Origin of the sequence: Ruegeria sp. ANG-R (assembly GCF_000813985.1) — a bacterium.
Lineage (GTDB): Bacteria > Pseudomonadota > Alphaproteobacteria > Rhodobacterales > Rhodobacteraceae > Ruegeria.
Genome location: NZ_JWLJ01000003.1, coordinates 166,617 through 183,827, shown reverse-complemented (window position 1 = coordinate 183,827; position 17,211 = coordinate 166,617). Strand labels below are relative to the sequence as shown.

The 17,211-nt window shown below is 58.5% G+C and carries 18 protein-coding genes and 1 riboswitch; of the genes, 5 read left to right on the top strand and 13 right to left on the bottom strand.

Features of this window, described 5'->3' with window-relative positions:
- Positions 1-6: 6 nt before the first annotated feature.
- The 10 genes from RA27_RS11240 to miaB all read right to left on the bottom strand — a co-directional run bounded on the left by RA27_RS11240 (position 7) and on the right by miaB (position 10,493).
- A complete protein-coding gene (locus RA27_RS11240) occupies positions 7-621 on the bottom strand; it encodes a d(CMP) kinase (RefSeq protein WP_039538656.1) in 615 nt (204 codons plus the stop codon).
- Positions 618-1,964 carry a 3-phosphoshikimate 1-carboxyvinyltransferase gene (gene aroA, locus RA27_RS11235; protein ID WP_039538653.1) on the bottom strand — a complete coding sequence of 449 codons (1,347 nt, stop codon included), beginning with the start codon at positions 1,962-1,964 and terminating at the stop codon, positions 618-620. The genes RA27_RS11240 and aroA overlap by 4 nt, the downstream gene beginning before the upstream one ends.
- A 69-nt stretch (positions 1,965-2,033) precedes the next feature.
- The gene (locus RA27_RS11230) at positions 2,034-2,744 is read right to left on the bottom strand and encodes a tRNA (guanine(46)-N(7))-methyltransferase TrmB (protein WP_039538650.1); all 711 of its coding nucleotides are present in this window, start codon (positions 2,742-2,744) and stop codon (positions 2,034-2,036) included.
- A gap of 93 nt (positions 2,745-2,837) precedes the next feature.
- Positions 2,838-4,019 carry a methionine adenosyltransferase gene (metK, locus tag RA27_RS11225; protein ID WP_039538647.1) on the bottom strand — a complete coding sequence of 394 codons (1,182 nt, stop codon included), beginning with the start codon at positions 4,017-4,019 and terminating at the stop codon, positions 2,838-2,840.
- Between the two features lie 5 nt (positions 4,020-4,024).
- Positions 4,025-4,073: riboswitch (SAM-SAH riboswitch) on the bottom strand.
- A gap of 42 nt (positions 4,074-4,115) precedes the next feature.
- The gene (lnt, locus tag RA27_RS11220; RefSeq protein WP_039538644.1) at positions 4,116-5,621 is read right to left on the bottom strand and encodes an apolipoprotein N-acyltransferase; all 1,506 of its coding nucleotides are present in this window, start codon (positions 5,619-5,621) and stop codon (positions 4,116-4,118) included.
- Positions 5,618-6,502 carry a hemolysin family protein gene (locus RA27_RS11215; RefSeq protein ID WP_039538641.1) on the bottom strand — a complete coding sequence of 295 codons (885 nt, stop codon included), beginning with the start codon at positions 6,500-6,502 and terminating at the stop codon, positions 5,618-5,620. Before RA27_RS11215 ends, lnt begins: the two co-directional genes overlap by 4 nt.
- A gap of 36 nt (positions 6,503-6,538) precedes the next feature.
- Positions 6,539-7,033 carry an rRNA maturation RNase YbeY gene (gene ybeY / locus RA27_RS11210; protein WP_039538638.1) on the bottom strand — a complete coding sequence of 165 codons (495 nt, stop codon included), beginning with the start codon at positions 7,031-7,033 and terminating at the stop codon, positions 6,539-6,541.
- Between the two features lie 40 nt (positions 7,034-7,073).
- A complete protein-coding gene (locus tag RA27_RS11205) occupies positions 7,074-8,096 on the bottom strand; it encodes a PhoH family protein (protein ID WP_039538636.1) in 1,023 nt (340 codons plus the stop codon).
- Between the two features lie 147 nt (positions 8,097-8,243).
- Positions 8,244-8,999 (bottom strand): outer membrane beta-barrel protein, encoded by a 756-nt coding sequence (locus tag RA27_RS11200; RefSeq protein WP_241484061.1) that lies wholly within the window; start codon positions 8,997-8,999, stop codon positions 8,244-8,246.
- A gap of 174 nt (positions 9,000-9,173) precedes the next feature.
- Positions 9,174-10,493: a tRNA (N6-isopentenyl adenosine(37)-C2)-methylthiotransferase MiaB gene (gene miaB / locus RA27_RS11195; RefSeq protein ID WP_039538629.1), complete on the bottom strand. Its 1,320-nt coding sequence runs from the start codon at positions 10,491-10,493 to the stop codon at positions 9,174-9,176.
- Positions 10,494-10,613: 120 nt separating this feature from the next.
- Between miaB and RA27_RS11190 the strand changes: the two genes are divergently transcribed.
- Entirely contained in the window at positions 10,614-11,477 is an 864-nt protein-coding gene (locus RA27_RS11190) for a hypothetical protein (RefSeq protein ID WP_039538626.1), read from the top strand.
- 3 nt (positions 11,478-11,480) lie between these two features.
- Here RA27_RS11190 and RA27_RS11185 read toward each other — a convergent pair whose 3' ends face one another.
- Positions 11,481-12,278 (bottom strand): phytanoyl-CoA dioxygenase family protein, encoded by a 798-nt coding sequence (locus tag RA27_RS11185; RefSeq protein WP_039539052.1) that lies wholly within the window; start codon positions 12,276-12,278, stop codon positions 11,481-11,483.
- Positions 12,279-12,363: 85 nt separating this feature from the next.
- Here RA27_RS11185 and RA27_RS11180 point away from each other — a divergent pair, with 85 nt between their 5' ends.
- Positions 12,364-13,260, top strand: coding sequence for a LysR family transcriptional regulator (locus tag RA27_RS11180; protein WP_039538624.1), 897 nt, complete (start codon positions 12,364-12,366; stop codon positions 13,258-13,260).
- A gap of 1 nt (position 13,261) precedes the next feature.
- On the opposite strand, the gene irrA is transcribed toward RA27_RS11180, so the two are convergent.
- Positions 13,262-13,678, bottom strand: coding sequence for an iron response transcriptional regulator IrrA (gene irrA / locus RA27_RS11175; RefSeq protein WP_039538621.1), 417 nt, complete (start codon positions 13,676-13,678; stop codon positions 13,262-13,264).
- Between the two features lie 187 nt (positions 13,679-13,865).
- On the opposite strand from irrA, the gene fabA reads away from it, so the two are divergent.
- The 3 genes from fabA to RA27_RS11160 are packed head-to-tail and all read left to right on the top strand — an operon-like array spanning position 13,866 to position 16,432.
- On the top strand, positions 13,866-14,375 hold the full coding sequence (fabA, locus tag RA27_RS11170; RefSeq protein WP_039538618.1) for a bifunctional 3-hydroxydecanoyl-ACP dehydratase/trans-2-decenoyl-ACP isomerase: 510 nt from the start codon (positions 13,866-13,868) through the stop codon (positions 14,373-14,375).
- 30 nt (positions 14,376-14,405) lie between these two features.
- Positions 14,406-15,635, top strand: coding sequence for a beta-ketoacyl-ACP synthase I (gene fabB, locus RA27_RS11165; RefSeq protein ID WP_039538615.1), 1,230 nt, complete (start codon positions 14,406-14,408; stop codon positions 15,633-15,635).
- A gap of 5 nt (positions 15,636-15,640) precedes the next feature.
- Positions 15,641-16,432, top strand: coding sequence for an enoyl-ACP reductase (locus RA27_RS11160; RefSeq protein WP_039538611.1), 792 nt, complete (start codon positions 15,641-15,643; stop codon positions 16,430-16,432).
- Between the two features lie 258 nt (positions 16,433-16,690).
- Here the strand turns inward: RA27_RS11160 and RA27_RS11155 are convergent, their stop codons facing one another.
- Positions 16,691-17,119, bottom strand: a complete 429-nt coding sequence (locus RA27_RS11155; protein WP_039538608.1) for a peptidylprolyl isomerase — start codon at positions 17,117-17,119, stop codon at positions 16,691-16,693.
- Positions 17,120-17,211 lie beyond the last annotated feature (92 nt).

The window sequence follows — 17,211 nt, the reverse complement described above, 5'->3', positions numbered from 1 at the left end:
GCATACCTATACCGCGGGCAGAGTCCGCTCGATGATTTCAAGCGCCCGCGCCAGCGCCGCTTCGATACTCAAATCTGAGGTGTCCAGCTGAGCGGCGTCCTCGGCGGGTTTCATCGGCGCGGTGCTGCGTTCGGCGTCACGGGCATCTCGTTCCTTGACGTCCGCCAATACCTGCTCGCGTGAAATGTCCGCGTCCTTGGCCGCAAGCTCAAGATATCGCCGTTCAGCCCGTACCTCGGGGCTTGCTGTGACGAACAGTTTGACCTCAGCGTTCGGGCAAATCACGGTTCCGATGTCGCGCCCGTCCAGAACGGCACCTCCGGCACGTCGGGCAAATGCACGCTGAAAATCAACCAGCGCACTACGAACGTCGGGAATGGCAGCCACCTTCGAGGCCGCCTGCGCGATCTCAGCTGTGCGCAGTTCGCCGTGCTCCAACTCTTCCGCGGTCAGGGTCTGCGCCGCTGCGACGGGCTCCTCCCCTTGCAGCATACGACGCCCGACAGCACGGTAAAGCAGCCCCGTATCCAGATGCGCAAACCCGAAATGCGCGGCCACCGCTTTCGAGATGGTGCCCTTGCCAGCAGCGGCAGGACCGTCGATGGCCACCGTGAACCTCATGTACGCTCGACCCTTGCGCCAAGCGCCGCCATCAATGGCTCGAAGATCGGGAACGACGTCGCGATCGGTCCGCCATCATCCACCGAGACGGGCGTTTTTGCCCCCATCCCCATGATCATGAAGGACATGGCAATGCGGTGATCCAGGAAGCTCTGACAAGTCCCACCCCCGGGTACGCCGCCGATGCCAAGACCCTCGACAGACCACCAATCATCGCCTTCGTCCACAGCCACGCCATTGGCGCGCAAGCCACGGGCCATGGCGTCGATCCGGTCGCTTTCTTTGACGCGCAGTTCCTTGACACCGCCCATCATGGTCGTACCCTTGGCATTGGCCGCAACAACGGACAGCACCGGATACTCATCGATCATCGAAGCCGCGCGTTCTTGCGGAACATCGATGCCCTTCATGTCGGGCGAGTAGCGGGCGCGCAGGTCGGCAACGGGCTCGCCACCCTCTTCGCGTTCGTTTTCATAGGTCAGGTCTGCACCCATCTCGCGCAGCGTTGTAAACAGGCCCGCACGCGTGGGGTTCAGTCCGATACCCGGCACCAGAACATCCGATCCCGGCGTGATCAGCGCGGCGCAAACCGGGAAGGCCGCGCTGGAAGGATCGCGCGGAACGGCAATGACCTGTGGTTTCAGTTCAGGACGTCCAGCCAAGGTGATCACGCGACCTTCTTCGGTATCTTCAACAGTGATTTCCGCGCCAAATCCGGCCAGCATCCGCTCAGAATGGTCGCGGGTGGCTTCTTTCTCGATCACCACCGTCTTACCCGGTGCGTTCAGACCCGCCAAAAGCACGGCCGATTTGACCTGCGCCGAGGGCACCGGGACCTCATATCGAACCGGAACCGGATCAGCCGCCCCGACGATTGTCATCGGCAGGCGCCCGCCCGCGCGACCTACAGACTGTGTGCCAAACAACGCCAACGGGTCAGTGACCCGTGCCATCGGGCGTTTGTTCAGGCTGGCATCGCCCGTGAAGGTCGCCGTGATCGGAGAGGTTGCCATCGCTCCCATGATCAGGCGCACGCCGGTGCCCGAGTTACCGCAATCAATCACCTGATCGGGCTCAGCGAAGCCGCCGACGCCCACCCCGTACACCGACCATTCTCCGCCACCGTGATCCGTGACCTCGGCCCCCAAGGCACGCATGGCCTTGGCGGTGTCCAACACATCCTCACCCTCAAGGAGACCCGAAATCCTGGTCTCGCCCACGGCCATTGCACCCAATATAAGCGACCGGTGCGAGATCGACTTGTCCCCGGGCACCTCTGCCGTGCCGGTCAGCGGGCCGCAAGGATGCGAGGTCATCGGGATGGGCGTGCCGTGTCCGGACATGGGGGCTCCTGTTTTCGCTATCAGTACTCAGGCCGATTAGCGAATTGGGGCCGGTTGGTCCAGCGGCAATCAGCCTTTGCGGCGGAAGGTCAGGTAATGTGGCGTACGACCCTCACGCAGGGCTTTCTGTTCGTATCGGGTGGAAATCCAGTCATCCCACGGTTCACGCCAATCGGCTGGGCGTTCGGCCAGCCACTCGAAACCCGCGCGCGGAACTTCTTCCAGCGTCTGGCGCACATAATCGGGGATATCCGTAGCAACACGAAAGATCGATCCCGGCTTCAACGTGCGCGCCAGCGGTTCAAGATGTTCGGGGGTGACAAACCTGCGGCGGTGATGACGGGTCTTGGGCCATGGGTCGGGGTAGAGCAGGAACGCATGCGAAATACTGGCCTCGGGCAGAACATCGAACAGATCACGAGCGTCTCCGGGGTGCACCGCAAGGTTCTCGACCCGCGCGCGACGGATTTTACCCAAAAGCATGGCAACGCCGTTGATGTAAGGCTCGGCCCCGATAATGCCGATATTCGGGTTTTGCTGCGCCTGATGTACCAGATGCTCACCCCCGCCGAACCCGACCTCCAGCCAGACCGGCTTGCCCCCGAACAGCGCGTTCAGATCAAGGGGTTCGCGCTTGGGATTGGTTTCCCAATCCACCGCGCCAGGGGACAGGGCGGCCAGATCTTCCGACAGATACGTCTTTTGGCTGGGCTTCAGGGTTTTGCCCTTGAAGCGGCCATAAAAGTTCCTGCGAGGGCGTTTTGGGGTCTGAGTACTCATGGCGCAGCCCATACTGCGGGGCCGTGGCTGTTGCAAGAGGTCGCCCCCATGCAAAAAACGCGCCGAAACCGGCGCGCTTTTTTTGGTCTTTGATCAAACCGCCTTTTTCAAGGCATCAGCCAGATCGGTGCGCTCCCAGCTAAATCCGCCATCCGCATCGGGCTCGCGCCCGAAATGACCATATGCGGCGGTGCGTTGATAGATCGGTTTGTTCAGTTCCAGATGCTGTCGAATGCCGCGCGGCGTCAGGTCCATGGCCTGATCAATCGCCTTTTCGATCTGCGCATCCGCAACGTTGCCGGTGCCATGGGTATCGGCGTAGATAGACAACGGCTTGGACACGCCGATCGCATAGCTCAGCTGAATGGTACACCGTTCCGCCATGCCAGCAGCCACAACGTTTTTGGCCAGATAGCGTGCCGCATAAGCCGCCGAGCGGTCCACTTTGGTGGGGTCTTTGCCCGAAAACGCGCCACCGCCATGAGGCGCAGCCCCTCCGTACGTATCCACGATGATCTTGCGACCGGTCAGACCCGCATCGCCGTCCGGCCCGCCAATGACGAACTTGCCGGTTGGGTTCACGTGCCATTCAGTTTCGTTGGTCAACCACCCTTCGGGCAGGGTCTCACGAATGTATGGCTCGACAATCTGGCGGATATCATCCGAGGTCAGCGCTTCATCAAGATGCTGCGTCGACAACACGATTGAACTGACGCCAACGGGCTTGCCGTCACGATAGACGACCGAAAGCTGCGACTTCGCGTCCGGGCCGAGCGCTGGTTCGGTACCATTTTTACGGACCTCGGCCAAACGGCGAAGGATCGCATGAGAGTACTGGATCGGAGCGGGCATAAGCGCAGGCGTTTCGGTCGTGGCATAACCGAACATGATGCCCTGATCGCCCGCGCCCTCATCTTTGTCGCCGGCGGCATCCACGCCTTGCGCGATATGAGCCGATTGCTCATGAAGCAGGTTGGTCACTTCAACCGTTTCATGGTGAAACTTGTCCTGCTCGTAGCCGATATCCTTGATACAGGCCCGCGCGATATCGTCGATATGCGCCATATAGTCGTGCAGTTTGTCCTGATCCGACAGCCCCACTTCGCCACCGATCACCACGCGGTCAGTCGTAGCAAAGGTTTCGCAAGCCACGCGGGCTTCGGGTTCTTCGCGCAGGAAAGCGTCAAGCACCGCGTCGGAAATGCGGTCACAGACCTTATCCGGGTGCCCTTCGGAAACAGACTCCGAAGTAAAAGTGTAATTCTGTCGGGACATGAAAGTGCTCCATTAAGATTTCCCCATCACGCCAGGAAGCCGTTGTGACGGGCATCCGACCGAATACGCCCACAAATTAGCAGGGTCAATCGGTAATTAGACCCGCCTCGTCCGGGCGCGGCGCCATAGCAGCAGGAAAAGCGCCAATAGAACGAAAAACAGCGGTTTGTCCCCGATCCGGGAATATACTGTAGGAGAGTGAGGTCGCGGCAAATCGGCATCGATAAACCCGGCCTGCCCCAGTGGCAGCGCCTCGGTGATCCGCCCCAAAGGGTCAATCATCGCCGAAACGCCGGTGTTGGCAGAGCGCAGCATTGGCAGCCCCTGTTCGACTGCACGCATCTGTGCCTGGGCCAGATGCTGATACGGACCCGATCGTGTCCCGAACCAAGCGTCATTGGTGATTTGCAACAAAAAGTCCGGTCGATCCGGCGCGGCCAGGACATCCTGCGTGAATACGGCCTCATAACAGATCAGCGGCAGGGCTTTGCCCAGCGCCCCCGTATCGATCAGCGCGGCACCCGGTCCGGCACTGAACCCGTTGCCGGTCGTTGCCGCCATCCCGTAGATGCCAAAGCGGGCCATCATTTCGCCAAACGGCACATATTCACCAAATGGCGCCAGATGATGTTTGTCGTATAACCCTTCCTGCTGACCTTCCGCATTCAGATAGATCATCGAGTTGTAAATCTGCTGACCCTCGGCACGCTGGATACCAAGAAAAACAGGCGTGCCCTGAGCCGCGTCGACAATCGCCGAAAGGTAGGGCTGCGCGCTTCCCAGCCATGCCGGGACGGAAGTTTCGGGCCAGACGATAAGGTCCGGTCGGGGCTCGGCCACCGTAAATTCGAGCTGACGGGCAAAGAACAACGGTGCGTACTCAGGGTCCCATTTCTGATGCTGAGGGGCATTCGGCTGAATCAGACGCACGATCTGGCCGGTGTATTCGACAGGCGGACGGGTCGCAGCATAGACCAGTGCCAAAACGGCACACCCTGCTGCAATTCCCAGCGGAATAACCAAACCTCGAAGCGCCCGACCGCTGAACAAAGCCGCACCCAGGGGCAAGGTCGCAAGCAGCGTCAACGCCCCCAGACCATAGGGCCCGACGACCGAAAGCAGCTGAGCGAAAGGCGTATCCACCCAAATCTGCGCGATGCCCGCCCAGGGAAAACCGGTAAGCAGATAACCTCGTCCAAATTCAGCCAGAGACAGAGTCATGGCCAGCAACATCCCCTGCCCCGTTACGGACCCGCCGATCCGTCTTGCCGCTCCGAAGGCGAGCGCCCAGAACAAACCCAATCCGCCTGACAGGAAGATCAACGCAAAGGGCGCCATCCAGGCATGGCGGTCCGCGTCGACCAGAAACGGCTCGACAATCCAGCTTAGGGCATGGGCGAAATACCCCGTGGCAAACACCCATCCCAACAATGCCGCTCGACGGGATGTTTCCGAGGCCAGATACAACGGCACCAGCAAAACCAGAGCCAGCAAGGTCGCCGGCCAGTACCCCAACGGTGCCAGCCCGCACGCCGCCGCAACACCCAATAGTGCCGCTAGCAGCAACCGCAACCAGTAGGGCCACCCATGGGCAGGGTTCATGCAGCGATATCCGGCAACATGACCCGCAACCGTTTTATGCGGCGCGGGTCGGCGTCGATGACTTCGAACTCGGCCCCTTCGGGGTGGCACACAACTTCGCCACGCGCTGGTACTCGCCCAGAAAGCATGAAGACCAGACCGCCCAAAGTATCGATTTCTTCTTCATCCACATCCTCGTGGCTGGTCAAAGACCGACCGATTTCAGCTTCGAAATCCTCAAGCGGCACACGGGCTTGAACCACATAGCAGCCGGGTTTCTCCTGTATCCAAAGTTGATCTTCGTCGGCATCATGTTCGTCGGCGATTTCCCCCACGACCTGTTCGATCAGGTCTTCGATGGTCAGCAATCCATCGACCCCGCCATATTCATCGATCACCAGCGCCATATGCCGGCGCTCGGTCTGCATCTTGGTCAACAATACACCGATCGGCATCGACGGCGGCACGAACAGCAGAGTCCGCAGCATCGACGTCAGATCGAACTCGGCCGAATTACCGTTAAAGCCATGTGTCAGCGCAAAGTCCTTGAGGTGAACAAATCCCAGCGGTGTATCGAGCGTGCCATCGTAAACCGGGATTCGCGACAATCCGCTTTCACGGAAAATCTGCGCCAGTTCGTCTTTCGGAGTCGTCGAGGGGACTGATACGATCTCGGCTGTCGGGATCGCTACATCTTCGACCCGCATTCTGCGCAGGTTGATCATACCCCTCGGCTGAGCGCTCGTGACTTCAGCCCCGTTTACATGGCTGGTCTCATCGCTCTGAGAAGAAAATGCGTCGAAAATTCGGGAAAAAAGCCCGCCTCTTTCGTCGCTGTCATTGTTGCTGTTCTCGGAATGCGCGCCTTGCGCCGCCCTAGAACTGCCGTCTGTTTCGCCCATTATCCTGTTCCAAATGATCGGGCAAAGGTGCCCATGTCATACATTATATGGGTCATCTATACCCAGTTTGCCAAGTATCTCGACCTCCACCCGCTCCATCAAAGTGGCGTCGAGGTCACGAATGTGATCGTAGCCCAGTAAATGTAATGTACCGTGAATGATCAAATGCGTCACGTGATCGTGCATGGCCTTCCCGGCTTCAGCGGCCTCGCGGACGCATGTATCATAAGAGATCGCAATATCACCCAGCGCAATTTCGCCAGTAAAGTCTGGTTGTGGTGGCAGTGGTTTGTCGCCCGCTCTATCTGCGGCCAGATCTTCGGCAGGCCAGCTCAGAACATTGGTGGGGCCAGGTTTTTCGCGAAACTCCGCATTCAACTCGGCGATCCGCGCGTCGTCGCAACCAAGCACGCTTATTTCGCAATGATCCAAATCTAGGCCGCAATGATCCAGCACAGCGGCAATCGCGCGCGTGGCGAGTGGTTCCAGCCCGTCCCAGCGCTCATCCTCTAGGGTGATTTCCAGATTCATACCTGTGGTTCCGGCCCTGATACAATCAAGCCCCTGGACGTTATCCGGTCTCGCGGCCCGCGTCGGCCTCATACGCTTCGATGATGGCGGCGACAAGCGGGTGGCGCACGACATCCTTCGAGGTGAAGTAATTGAAGCTGATATTCGGAATCGTTTTCAGCAACCGTTCGGCGTCCGCCAGTCCTGACTGCACACCGCGCGGCAGATCGACCTGCGACCTGTCGCCGGTGATGACCATCCGGCTGCCCTCGCCCAGACGCGTCAGGAACATCTTCATCTGCATGGTCGTGGCATTCTGCGCCTCGTCCAGAACCACAAAGGCATTCGCCAGAGTGCGTCCGCGCATGAAGGCGAGCGGAGCAATCTCGATCCGCTTTTCCTCGATCAGTTTGGCCAACTGTTTGCCAGGCAGGAAGTCATTCAGCGCATCATAGAGCGGCTGCATGTAGGGGTCGACTTTGTCCTTCATGTCACCTGGCAGATAGCCCAGCTTTTCCCCGGCCTCGACCGCCGGGCGGCTGAGAATGATGCGGTCGACGTGCCCGCCGATGAACATCGAAACACCCACTGCGACGGCCAGATAGGTCTTACCAGTCCCTGCCGGGCCGATACCGAAGGCCAGTTCGTTGTTGAACAGCGACTGTACATAAGCCTTTTGCGCATCCGTGCGCGGCTCGACCAGTTTTTTGCGGGTTTTGATCTCGACCGTGCCCCCCTTGAACATCTCAAGCTGGTCACCATCGCGCGTACCAGTTCCGGCTTCGGAATTGCCCATGCGCAACTCGCGGTCGACATCTGCGGCTTCCACATCACGCCCGCCTTCGAGCCGTGTGTAGAGGGCCTGTAGAACCTCGATCGCCTGCTTTTGCGAATCCTCGTCACCCAGCACGACAAGCTGATTGCCGCGTCGAACGATCTGCACCGAGAGCTTCTGTTCGATATCGGTCAGGTTGCGGTCATATTCACCGCATAAATCGATCAATAATCTGTTGTCAGGGAATTCAACAAGCGCCTCACGCTGGGGCATGTCATCTTGCGGTGGGGTCAGGGCACCGATGGCCAATCCGTTCTCCTGTCTTGGCGTTTCACCTTGAGCGTAGACAAACTCCGGAGGTGGACGCAAGCAGCAGATTCATTTTTTGCACAGCACATGACAAATGCGCCGATTAACGCGGCAACCGCTGTCTGAAAATCACGCCTGGCACCCGTATCAGAACGTATAGTTCAGCCCAATCCGCAGCCCGCGATAGCTTGGCGTCGATTTGGTCGAGAAGGTTGGGCCCAATTCAACGGTCTTTGATTCGAATTGCAGGTACTCAATCTCACCTGTGATCGACCAATTGTCGTTCAATTGGTGTTCAGCGCCCAGGCTGGCCGAGAACCCGCCCCGGCGGTCCTCACTCTCGAACCGGCTTGTGCCACTGACATCCGTAACCGAGGTCGATGTGGTGATATCACCGCGGACATACCCAACAGTAACGAAATAGAGGACGCTGCCACTGCGATTGGTCAGCCCATTCCGAAGCCGAATGGACAATACATCGGAAATCGCGGATCTGCCACTGACCTGCTCACCTCCAATCTGGTTCGTTGTGCTGTCGTCGAGCGTGCCAAAATCATATCCGAGTTCAAGGCCGTACACATAATTACGCCCCCCCCTGGCTGGCAGGGTGCCGCGCCACCCACCACGAAACCCAGCAAAGTTGCCGCTGGGTTTGACATCACCTGCGCCAGAAACCTGGCCACCATCGACGCGCAGGCCGAATTCGTCGGAGCCGCCCGAGGCGTGCCCGGCGCTTATCCCAAGATAAAACGCGCTGACATCCCGCGCGAGACGCCCTGATGAAATCACATCGGGTTCGGTGATGTCACCGATCACATCCCCCGCCAATGTCGGGGCAGCGCAGGACATGAATACGGCAGTCGCCGTCAAAATACGGGAAAGTTCCAGTCTTGGAAAACGCATCCAGCTCACTACTCGTACCCTCCGCCAAGGTAGGCTATCAGTTTGGGTCAGCGCATACGACGACACCCAAGAATCCGCCCGGAAAATTCTGGCCTTCCTCCGAACATAGTTCCAAGCAATAAATCAAGGGTTAAATTACACGGCAGGGCCCCCTGGCGGGCCGAGCACGGCGTGTCAGACCAGTTCACCACCCAGCGAGTTCGCGCCGGATGTGACAACCCTTACCTTACGTAAATCTCCGCTCGCCAAACCCGGGTCCGAGACGTGAACTGCGTGAAGATACTCGGATTTTCCAACCATCTGGCCTGCTTGTCGTCCTGGCTTTTCAAACAGGACGTTGACAGTCTGGCCAACCATCGAGTCCTGAATCTCGCGCTGATGGCGTGTGATCATGGCCTGCAGTCTTTGCAGACGCTCATCGGCGACGTCAGCATCGACCTGTGGCCGTTCTGCCGCAGGGGTGCCGGGGCGCGTGGAGTATTTGAACGAGTAGGCGTAGCCGTATTTGACCTCTTCCACCAAATCCAGCGTGGCCTGGAAATCTTCTTCAGTCTCTTCCGGGAAGCCCACGATGAAATCACCGGACATCAGAATATCGGGCCGCGCTTCGCGGATACGCTCGATCAGACGCAGATAGCTGTCTGCGGTATGGCTGCGGTTCATCCGTTTCAGGATTTTGTCCGACCCCGACTGCACCGGCAGATGTAGATAAGGCATCAGCTTTTCGCAGGTGCCATGCGCTTCGATCAGCGCATCGTCCATGTCGTTGGGGTGCGATGTGGTAAAGCGGATGCGCTCCAGCCCGTCGACCTTGTTCAATTCCCAGATCAGTCCGGCAAGAGTCATGTCCCCGTTCGGTCCGGCCCCGTGATAGGCATTGACGTTCTGCCCTAGCAGCGTGATCTCGCGCACACCGCGTTCGACCAGATCCTGTGCTTCACGAATAATACGACCAGCTGGGCGGCTGACCTCAGCCCCACGGGTATAGGGAACTACACAGAAAGCGCAGAACTTGTCACAACCCTCCTGCACGGTCAGGAATGCCGTCGGCCCGCGCTTGGCCTTGGGGCGGTTCTTGAGCTTCTCGAACTTATCTTCTTCGGGGAAATCGGTATCCAGCGCCTTTTCGCCAGTACGCGTCTTCGCCTCCATCTCGGGCAGGCGGTGATAGCTTTGCGGGCCAACGACCAGATCGACCAGAGGCTGGCGGCGCATGATCTCTTCGCCTTCGGCCTGAGCTACGCAGCCGGCGACACCAATCTTCAGATCGGGTTTGTCTGCTTTCAACCCCTTGAAGCGGCCCAGTTCGGAATAGACTTTCTCGGCCGCCTTTTCACGGATGTGGCAAGTATTGAGCAGGATCATATCCGCATCATCGGGTGATTTGGTCTCGACATACCCCTGCCCGCCCAGCGCTTCGGCCATGCGTTCACTGTCATAGACGTTCATCTGACAGCCATAGGTCTTGATAAACAGCTTTTTCGGTTCTGACATGGGTCGGCCTTTGCAGTCGCTGGGTCGGCGTCGTCTATACGTATCGAACGCCGCTTGCAATGCTGGCGCAATTACCCGAATTTGGCGGGAATTTCCAGCAAGGCGGAAACGAAGCCAACGATGCAGTACGAATCCCTCGATCACCTTCTGAAAACCGGGCGAGCGGTCCTGAGCACGGGGCCCATCGCACTGATCTTCGCAGAGGATGATGTCGAATTAGAAGGCACGCTGCGCCACCACCTGAAGCTGGGGTTCAAATCGGTGATTGCGTTTCTGCCGCAGGAATTCACATTGGACGGCGCTTTGGGTGAACGGATTCATCGCGTCTCGATGACCTGCGCGCCCAGAACCGTCGTTTTTGACGCCATCAACCGGATCATTCAGGCCGCTCAGGGCAGTTGGGTCTACTACTGCTACAACGCCGAATACCTGTTCTATCCGTTCTGCGAGACCCGCACGGTCGGAGAACTGCTCGCCTTCCATTCAGAAGAACGCCGCAAGTCGATGCTGACCCACGTGATCGACCTGTATGCGAACGATCTGACGGCTTTTCCCAACGGGGTGGCCCCCGATCACGCCATGCTGGACAAGACCGGATACTACGCCCACACCCGCCATGACGCGTCCGGCAAGCCGTTAGAGCGTCAGCTGGAAATGTCCGGCGGCCTACGCTGGCGATTTGAGGATCACATCCCATACGAGCGGCGCCGTATCGACCGGATTTCGCTGTTCAAGGCAAAACCCGATCTGAATCTGCTTCCGGATCACACGTTCAGCGAAGCAGAGTACAACACCTATGCCTGCCCGTGGCACAACAACCTGACCGCCGCGATTTGTTCCTTCCGGGCGGCCAAAGCGCTGAAGACGAACGCCGGGTCGACGTTCGATATCTCTGACTTCTGCTGGAGCCACTCGGTTCCATTCGAATGGGATTCGCGCCAGTTGCTGGACCTGGGCCTGATCGAATCGGGCCAATGGTTCTAGGCCCTAGCGCTGCAACAGGACCGGAAACCAGTCTTCGCGCAGCCGTTGGCCCGGCACCATATCATGTCCGGGAAACGGAGGAGAGGTCCGGCCCGGACGTTCCACGTAACGCGCATCGTCACCAACCAGGCGCAGCGAGAACGCCCGGCGGCGGCTATCGGACGTATTGCCTCGGGCTCCGTGCAGCGTGCGATAGTTGAAGGCCACGGCGTCTCCGGGCTCCATCTCAAACTCGACCACCTTCATCCCTTCGGCGTCCGGGTCGGGAATCGGCATGTACTGCCCTTCGTCGGGAAAGAACCCCTCTTCCGAAACCCAGCGCGTGGGCAGCACTTCTTTGTCCCAGCGGTGCGAACCGGCAACGCAACGCAGAGTGGCCTGCTTCACCGAATCAAGCGGCGACCAGAAGCTGATATTCTGCTGACCATCGACAAAGTAATACGGGCCATCCTGATGCCAGGGCGTGGCCATCGAGGTTCCGGGCTCTTTCACCAGTACATGGTCGTGGAACATCTGCACGGATTGCGATTGCATCAGGTCTGCGGCGACTTCGGCGGCAGGCGACGCCTCGATCACCTCGCGAAACTGCGGGATGCGCGACCAGTTGCAGTAATCATCGAAGAAGCGGCCAGTCTCGCCTTCTTTCTTGTTCTCTGACGCATAAGGGCCGGGCTCTGCCATGTTCGCGGCAACTCCGGCCCGCAGGGCATCGACATGGTCGGCGAACAGGCCTTTGACCAGCACAACGCCGTCTGTCTGATAGTCGTCGATCATCGCCTGCGTAACAAGGGGGTGAGTCATTTCGGTCTCCTCGGATTGCTCCACCGATCTGCACATGAATGGGGCCTCTGTTCAAATCATATCTTTCGATCTAGGTATTAACTTCATGTTATATATTACACTGCGCCAGTACGAATATGTTTGCGCCATCGGCCGCCATGGCAGCCTGTCCGCAGCGTCGCAGCGCCTGAATGTTTCGCAACCGGCTCTGTCCAACGCGCTGACCCGGGTCGAATCGCATTTGGGATATCCGCTTTTTTCCCGAAGACGGGGCGCCCCAATGGCGCTGACCCCCCAAGGCCGCAGGTTCATCGAAAAGGCAGAGGCCCTTTTAAACCGAGCAGCACTTCTTGAGGATTCCAAGCAACCGCTGATGGGCGAGAGTCGGCTGCGACCGGGTTGCTTCATTGATCTGGCACCATTTCTTCTGGCGCAGTCGCTTCACCACCTGAGACAAGCCCTACCCGATGTTGTTCTGACACACGGGGTTGAGACGTTCGAAGGACTGATTTCCGGTCTTATCGATGGCAGATTTGATTTCGCGCTGACTTACGATATGGGAATGGATGCTGGTTTCTCGTGCGCAAAGCTGTTCGACAGCACTCCACGCGCGCTGCTCTCCATTGATCATCCTCTGGCCGGGTGCCGGCAGGTGACCCTTTCGGACCTCGCAAAGTATCCGTTGATTCTTTCCAAAGAGGGGTTGTCGGCGCAGCATGTGCTTGGGCTATTCAGGCGCAAAGGTTTGAACCCGACAGTCTCACACCGGGCGGAATCGCTGGAAATTCAACGCAGCCTGGCCGCCCACGGTGAGGGTGCGGGGATAAGTTACGCCAGCCCTGCGAGCGGGAACAGCTATGATCTGGTAGACCTTCTCAATCTGCCCATAGCCGATCCTGAAGCGACTGAATCGGTCGTGCTGGCGCGTCATGGGACCGGGCCGACTGACTCGCTCATCGCGACGGCTGAACGCGTACTTATTGAGGGGCTAAAGAAGAAGTAGATTACTTCTTACGCAGGCGGATCACCACATCGACCGATGCAATCTCGACGCCTTCAGGCGCTTCCGGCAATTGCTTAATCACCAACTGTTCAGAAGGCGCGTCACTCAGTCGGCTTTCATCTTCCCAAAAGAAATGCGGGTGGTCATGCGTATTGGTGTCGAAATAGCTTTTGGACCCGTCCACCGTGATCTCTTGCAGCACCCCGGCCTCGCAAAACGCGCGCAGGGTGTTGTAGACAGTCGCCAGAGAAACCGCGTCGCCGTTGGATTTGGCGGATTCAAACAGACTTTCAGCTGTAACATGACGATGCAACCCATCGCCCACGAGCAATTCGGCCAAAGCAACCCTTTGGCGCGTGGGGCGCAAACCTGCGTCAACCAACCAATTTGTAGCGATGTTACGGCTCTGAGGTGTCATGAATCCGATACCTGTGTTTTGCTGCCTTTAATATAAGTGCGCCTGACCTGCAATTTCAAATGAAATTCATTCGCAATTAGTATCGCCATCACAACATGATATGGCGCGTCGGTCTTGCAGGACCTTGCAAACGGGTGATAGACGAGGCCAGATGCAACAAACGGACCCAGGCAGGAGAGGCGGCAGAATGGCCCAATTCCCGAGCAGCTTTGACAAGGACGATCTGCTGAAATGCGCCCGTGGCGAGCTATTCGGCCCCGGTAACGCGCAGTTGCCCGCTCCGCCGATGCTGATGATGGACCGCATCACCGAGATCTCGGGCGATGGCGGTGCCCACGGCAAAGGTCACGTGCTTGCTGAGTTTGATATCACGCCTGACCTTTGGTTCTTTGACTGCCATTTCCCCGGAAATCCGATCATGCCCGGCTGTCTGGGACTGGATGGATTGTGGCAACTGACCGGGTTCAACCTGGGCTGGCGCGGCTGGCAGGGGCGCGGCATGGCGGTTGGCGTTGGCGAGGTCAAGCTGACCGGAATGGTACGCCCGGACCGGAAGATGCTGACCTACAAGATTGACTTCAAAAAGGCGATCCAGACCCGCCGCCTGACAATGGGTGTGGCAGATGGCATCGTCGAAGCCGATGGCGAGTTGATATACGACGTCAAGGATATGAAGGTCGTTCTGTCAGACGCCTGAGCCTGACCGGCCGCAACAAGGAGTACGCACATGCGTCGAGTAGTCGTCACCGGTCTGGGGGTTGTGTCCTCGATCGGGAACAACGCCGAAGAGGTGCTCGCCTCTCTCAAAGCAGGAAAATCCGGCATTGAGGCCAACGAACAGATGGTCGAACATGGCTTTCGCAGCCAGATCGCCGGATCGCTGAAAATCGATGTGGCCGAGCACGTGGACAAGCGTACACTGCGTTTCATGGGACCGGGTGCAGCTTATGCACATATCGCCATGAGCCAGGCCATTACTGATGCGGGCCTGACCGAAGATCAGGTTGTCAATCCGCGCACCGGTCTGGTCGCCGGTTCGGGCGGACCTTCGACCAGCGCGATGCTGACCGCGCACCAAACTGTGCTGAAAACCGGCGCGACAAAGCGGATCGGTCCGTTTGCGGTGCCAAAATGCATGTGCTCAACGATCTCGGCGAACCTGGCGACCGCGTTCAAGATCAAGGGCATCAACTATTCGATCACCTCGGCCTGCTCGACCTCGCTGCACTGCATCGGCAACGCAGCCGAACAGATCATGCTGGGCAAGCAAGATGTGATGTTCGCGGGCGGCGGAGAAGAGCTGGACTGGACCCTGTCTTGCCTGTTCGACGCGATGGGTGCGATGTCGTCCAAGTACAACGACACACCCGATAAAGCCTCGCGCGCATTCGACCAGAACCGCGACGGGTTCGTGATCTCGGGCGGTGGTGGCATCGTGGTACTGGAAGACCTCGAACATGCCTTGGCCCGTGGTGCCAAGATTTATGCCGAAGTCACCGGGTATGCCGCGACATCGGACGGGCACGACATGGTGGCCCCATCCGGCGAAGGCGGCGAGCGTGCGATGCGTCTGGCGCTGTCGACCGTGCCCGAAGGTCGCAAGGTTGGCTATATCAACGCCCACGGCACCTCGACCCCGGTTGGCGACGTCGGAGAAGTTGAAGCCGTACGCCGCATCTTTGGCGAAGGCAGCGTACCTCCGATTTCATCGACCAAATCGATGACCGGTCACGCGCAGGGCGCGGCAGGTGCGCTTGAGGCGATCTTCTGCCTGCTCATGCTGGAACATGATTTCATTACTCCGTCGATCAATGTCGACACACTTGCCGACGGCATCCTGCCCGGTGAAATTGCAACTCAAGTGGTTGAAAACGCAGGCTTGGACAGCGTGATGACCAATAGCTTCGGCTTTGGCGGCACCAATGGATCCATGGTTCTGTCGAAGTATAACGGGTGAACAAGATGTCGGATATTCTCAAGGGTAAACGCGGCCTGATCATGGGTGTGGCAAATGACCGCTCGATCGCGTGGGGCATCGCCAAAGCCATGCACGAAGCGGGCGCTGAACTGGCATTCACCTATCAGGGCGAGGCCTTTGGCAAGCGCCTGGAACCGCTGGCCCAAAGCCTTGGCAGCGATTTCATGGTCGATGCCGATGTCACCGATGACGAATCCCTGGATCGTGCGTTTGGTGAGTTGGGCAAGCGCTGGCCGACAATCGACTTTGTCGTCCACGCCATCGCTTATTCGGACAAGAACGAGCTGACGGGCCGTTTCCTGAATACCACCCGCGCCAATTTCAAGCATTCCATGGATGTGTCGGCCTATTCGTTTATTGAGGTCGCACGCCGCGCTTATCCGCTGATGAAAGACAATGGCGGCACGCTTCTGACCCTGACCTATCAGGGCTCAAACAAGGTGGTACCGAACTACAATGTCATGGGCGTGGCCAAAGCGGCTCTGGAATCAGCGACCCGTTATCTGGCAAACGATCTGGGGCCCGACGGCATCCGCGTCAACGCCATCTCGCCCGGCCCGATGAAAACACTGGCCGGAGCGGCCATTGGCGGAGCGCGCAAGACCTACAAGTTCTGCGACCAGAACGCGCCGATGCGTTCGAACGCAACGCTGGAGGCTGTCGGCGGCACCGCCGTTTATCTGGCTTCAGATGCGGGAAGCTACACCTCGGGTGAGATCATCCGCGTCGACGGCGGGTATCACATTCTGGGTATGCCTCAGCCCGAGGCCATGTGACCATATCTTTCCCTGCGGGCGCCAAGATTTGACCATCTTTGCCCTGCAGGGATTACGATATGAGTAAACTTGATCAGATCCTTGCGAGCAACGCGCGCTCGCCAGCTTTCAAACGCAAGTCAGGAAGTGGACGTGTACGTCTTTTGATGCTCGTCCTCACTACGCTTCTGATTGCCTTTGTGTTCCTGACTCAACCGCCCGTGCGGGACGCGGTTGAGCCTTGGTTGTCACAGATACCTGGGCTTTGATCCGATCGCGTCAGTTGATCGAGACGATTTCAATATCAAAGATCAGATCCTGCCCCGCCAGCGGATGATTTGCATCCAAGGTCACCGTCGCCTCATCGGCCTCAACAACGGTCACGGGTAAGGCTTGGCCATCGGGTGTTTGCATCTGTAACTGTGTGCCGGGCTCCAACGGAATGTCATCCGGGATACCTTCGCGAGGAATCTGCTGGCGCATACCCGGATTGATCGGACCATAGGCGTCAACACAATCGATCTCGACGCGCTTCTTCTCACCGACCTCCATGCCCGGCAACGCAGCATCAAGGCCCTTGATAATCTGACCGGACCCAACCGCAAACTCCAGCGGATCGCGCCCGTCGGAGCTGTCGAAGACTTTGCCATCCAGCAGAGTTCCGGTGTAGTGGATGCGAACCGTGTCGCCTTGTTTGATTGCTGTCATGATGGCCCCTGCGCCTGGAAAGAAATGAACGGCGCAGCCTAGAGGCTGACACAGCATTGTAAACCCTGACCTCTTTAACCCTGGAACCGGTT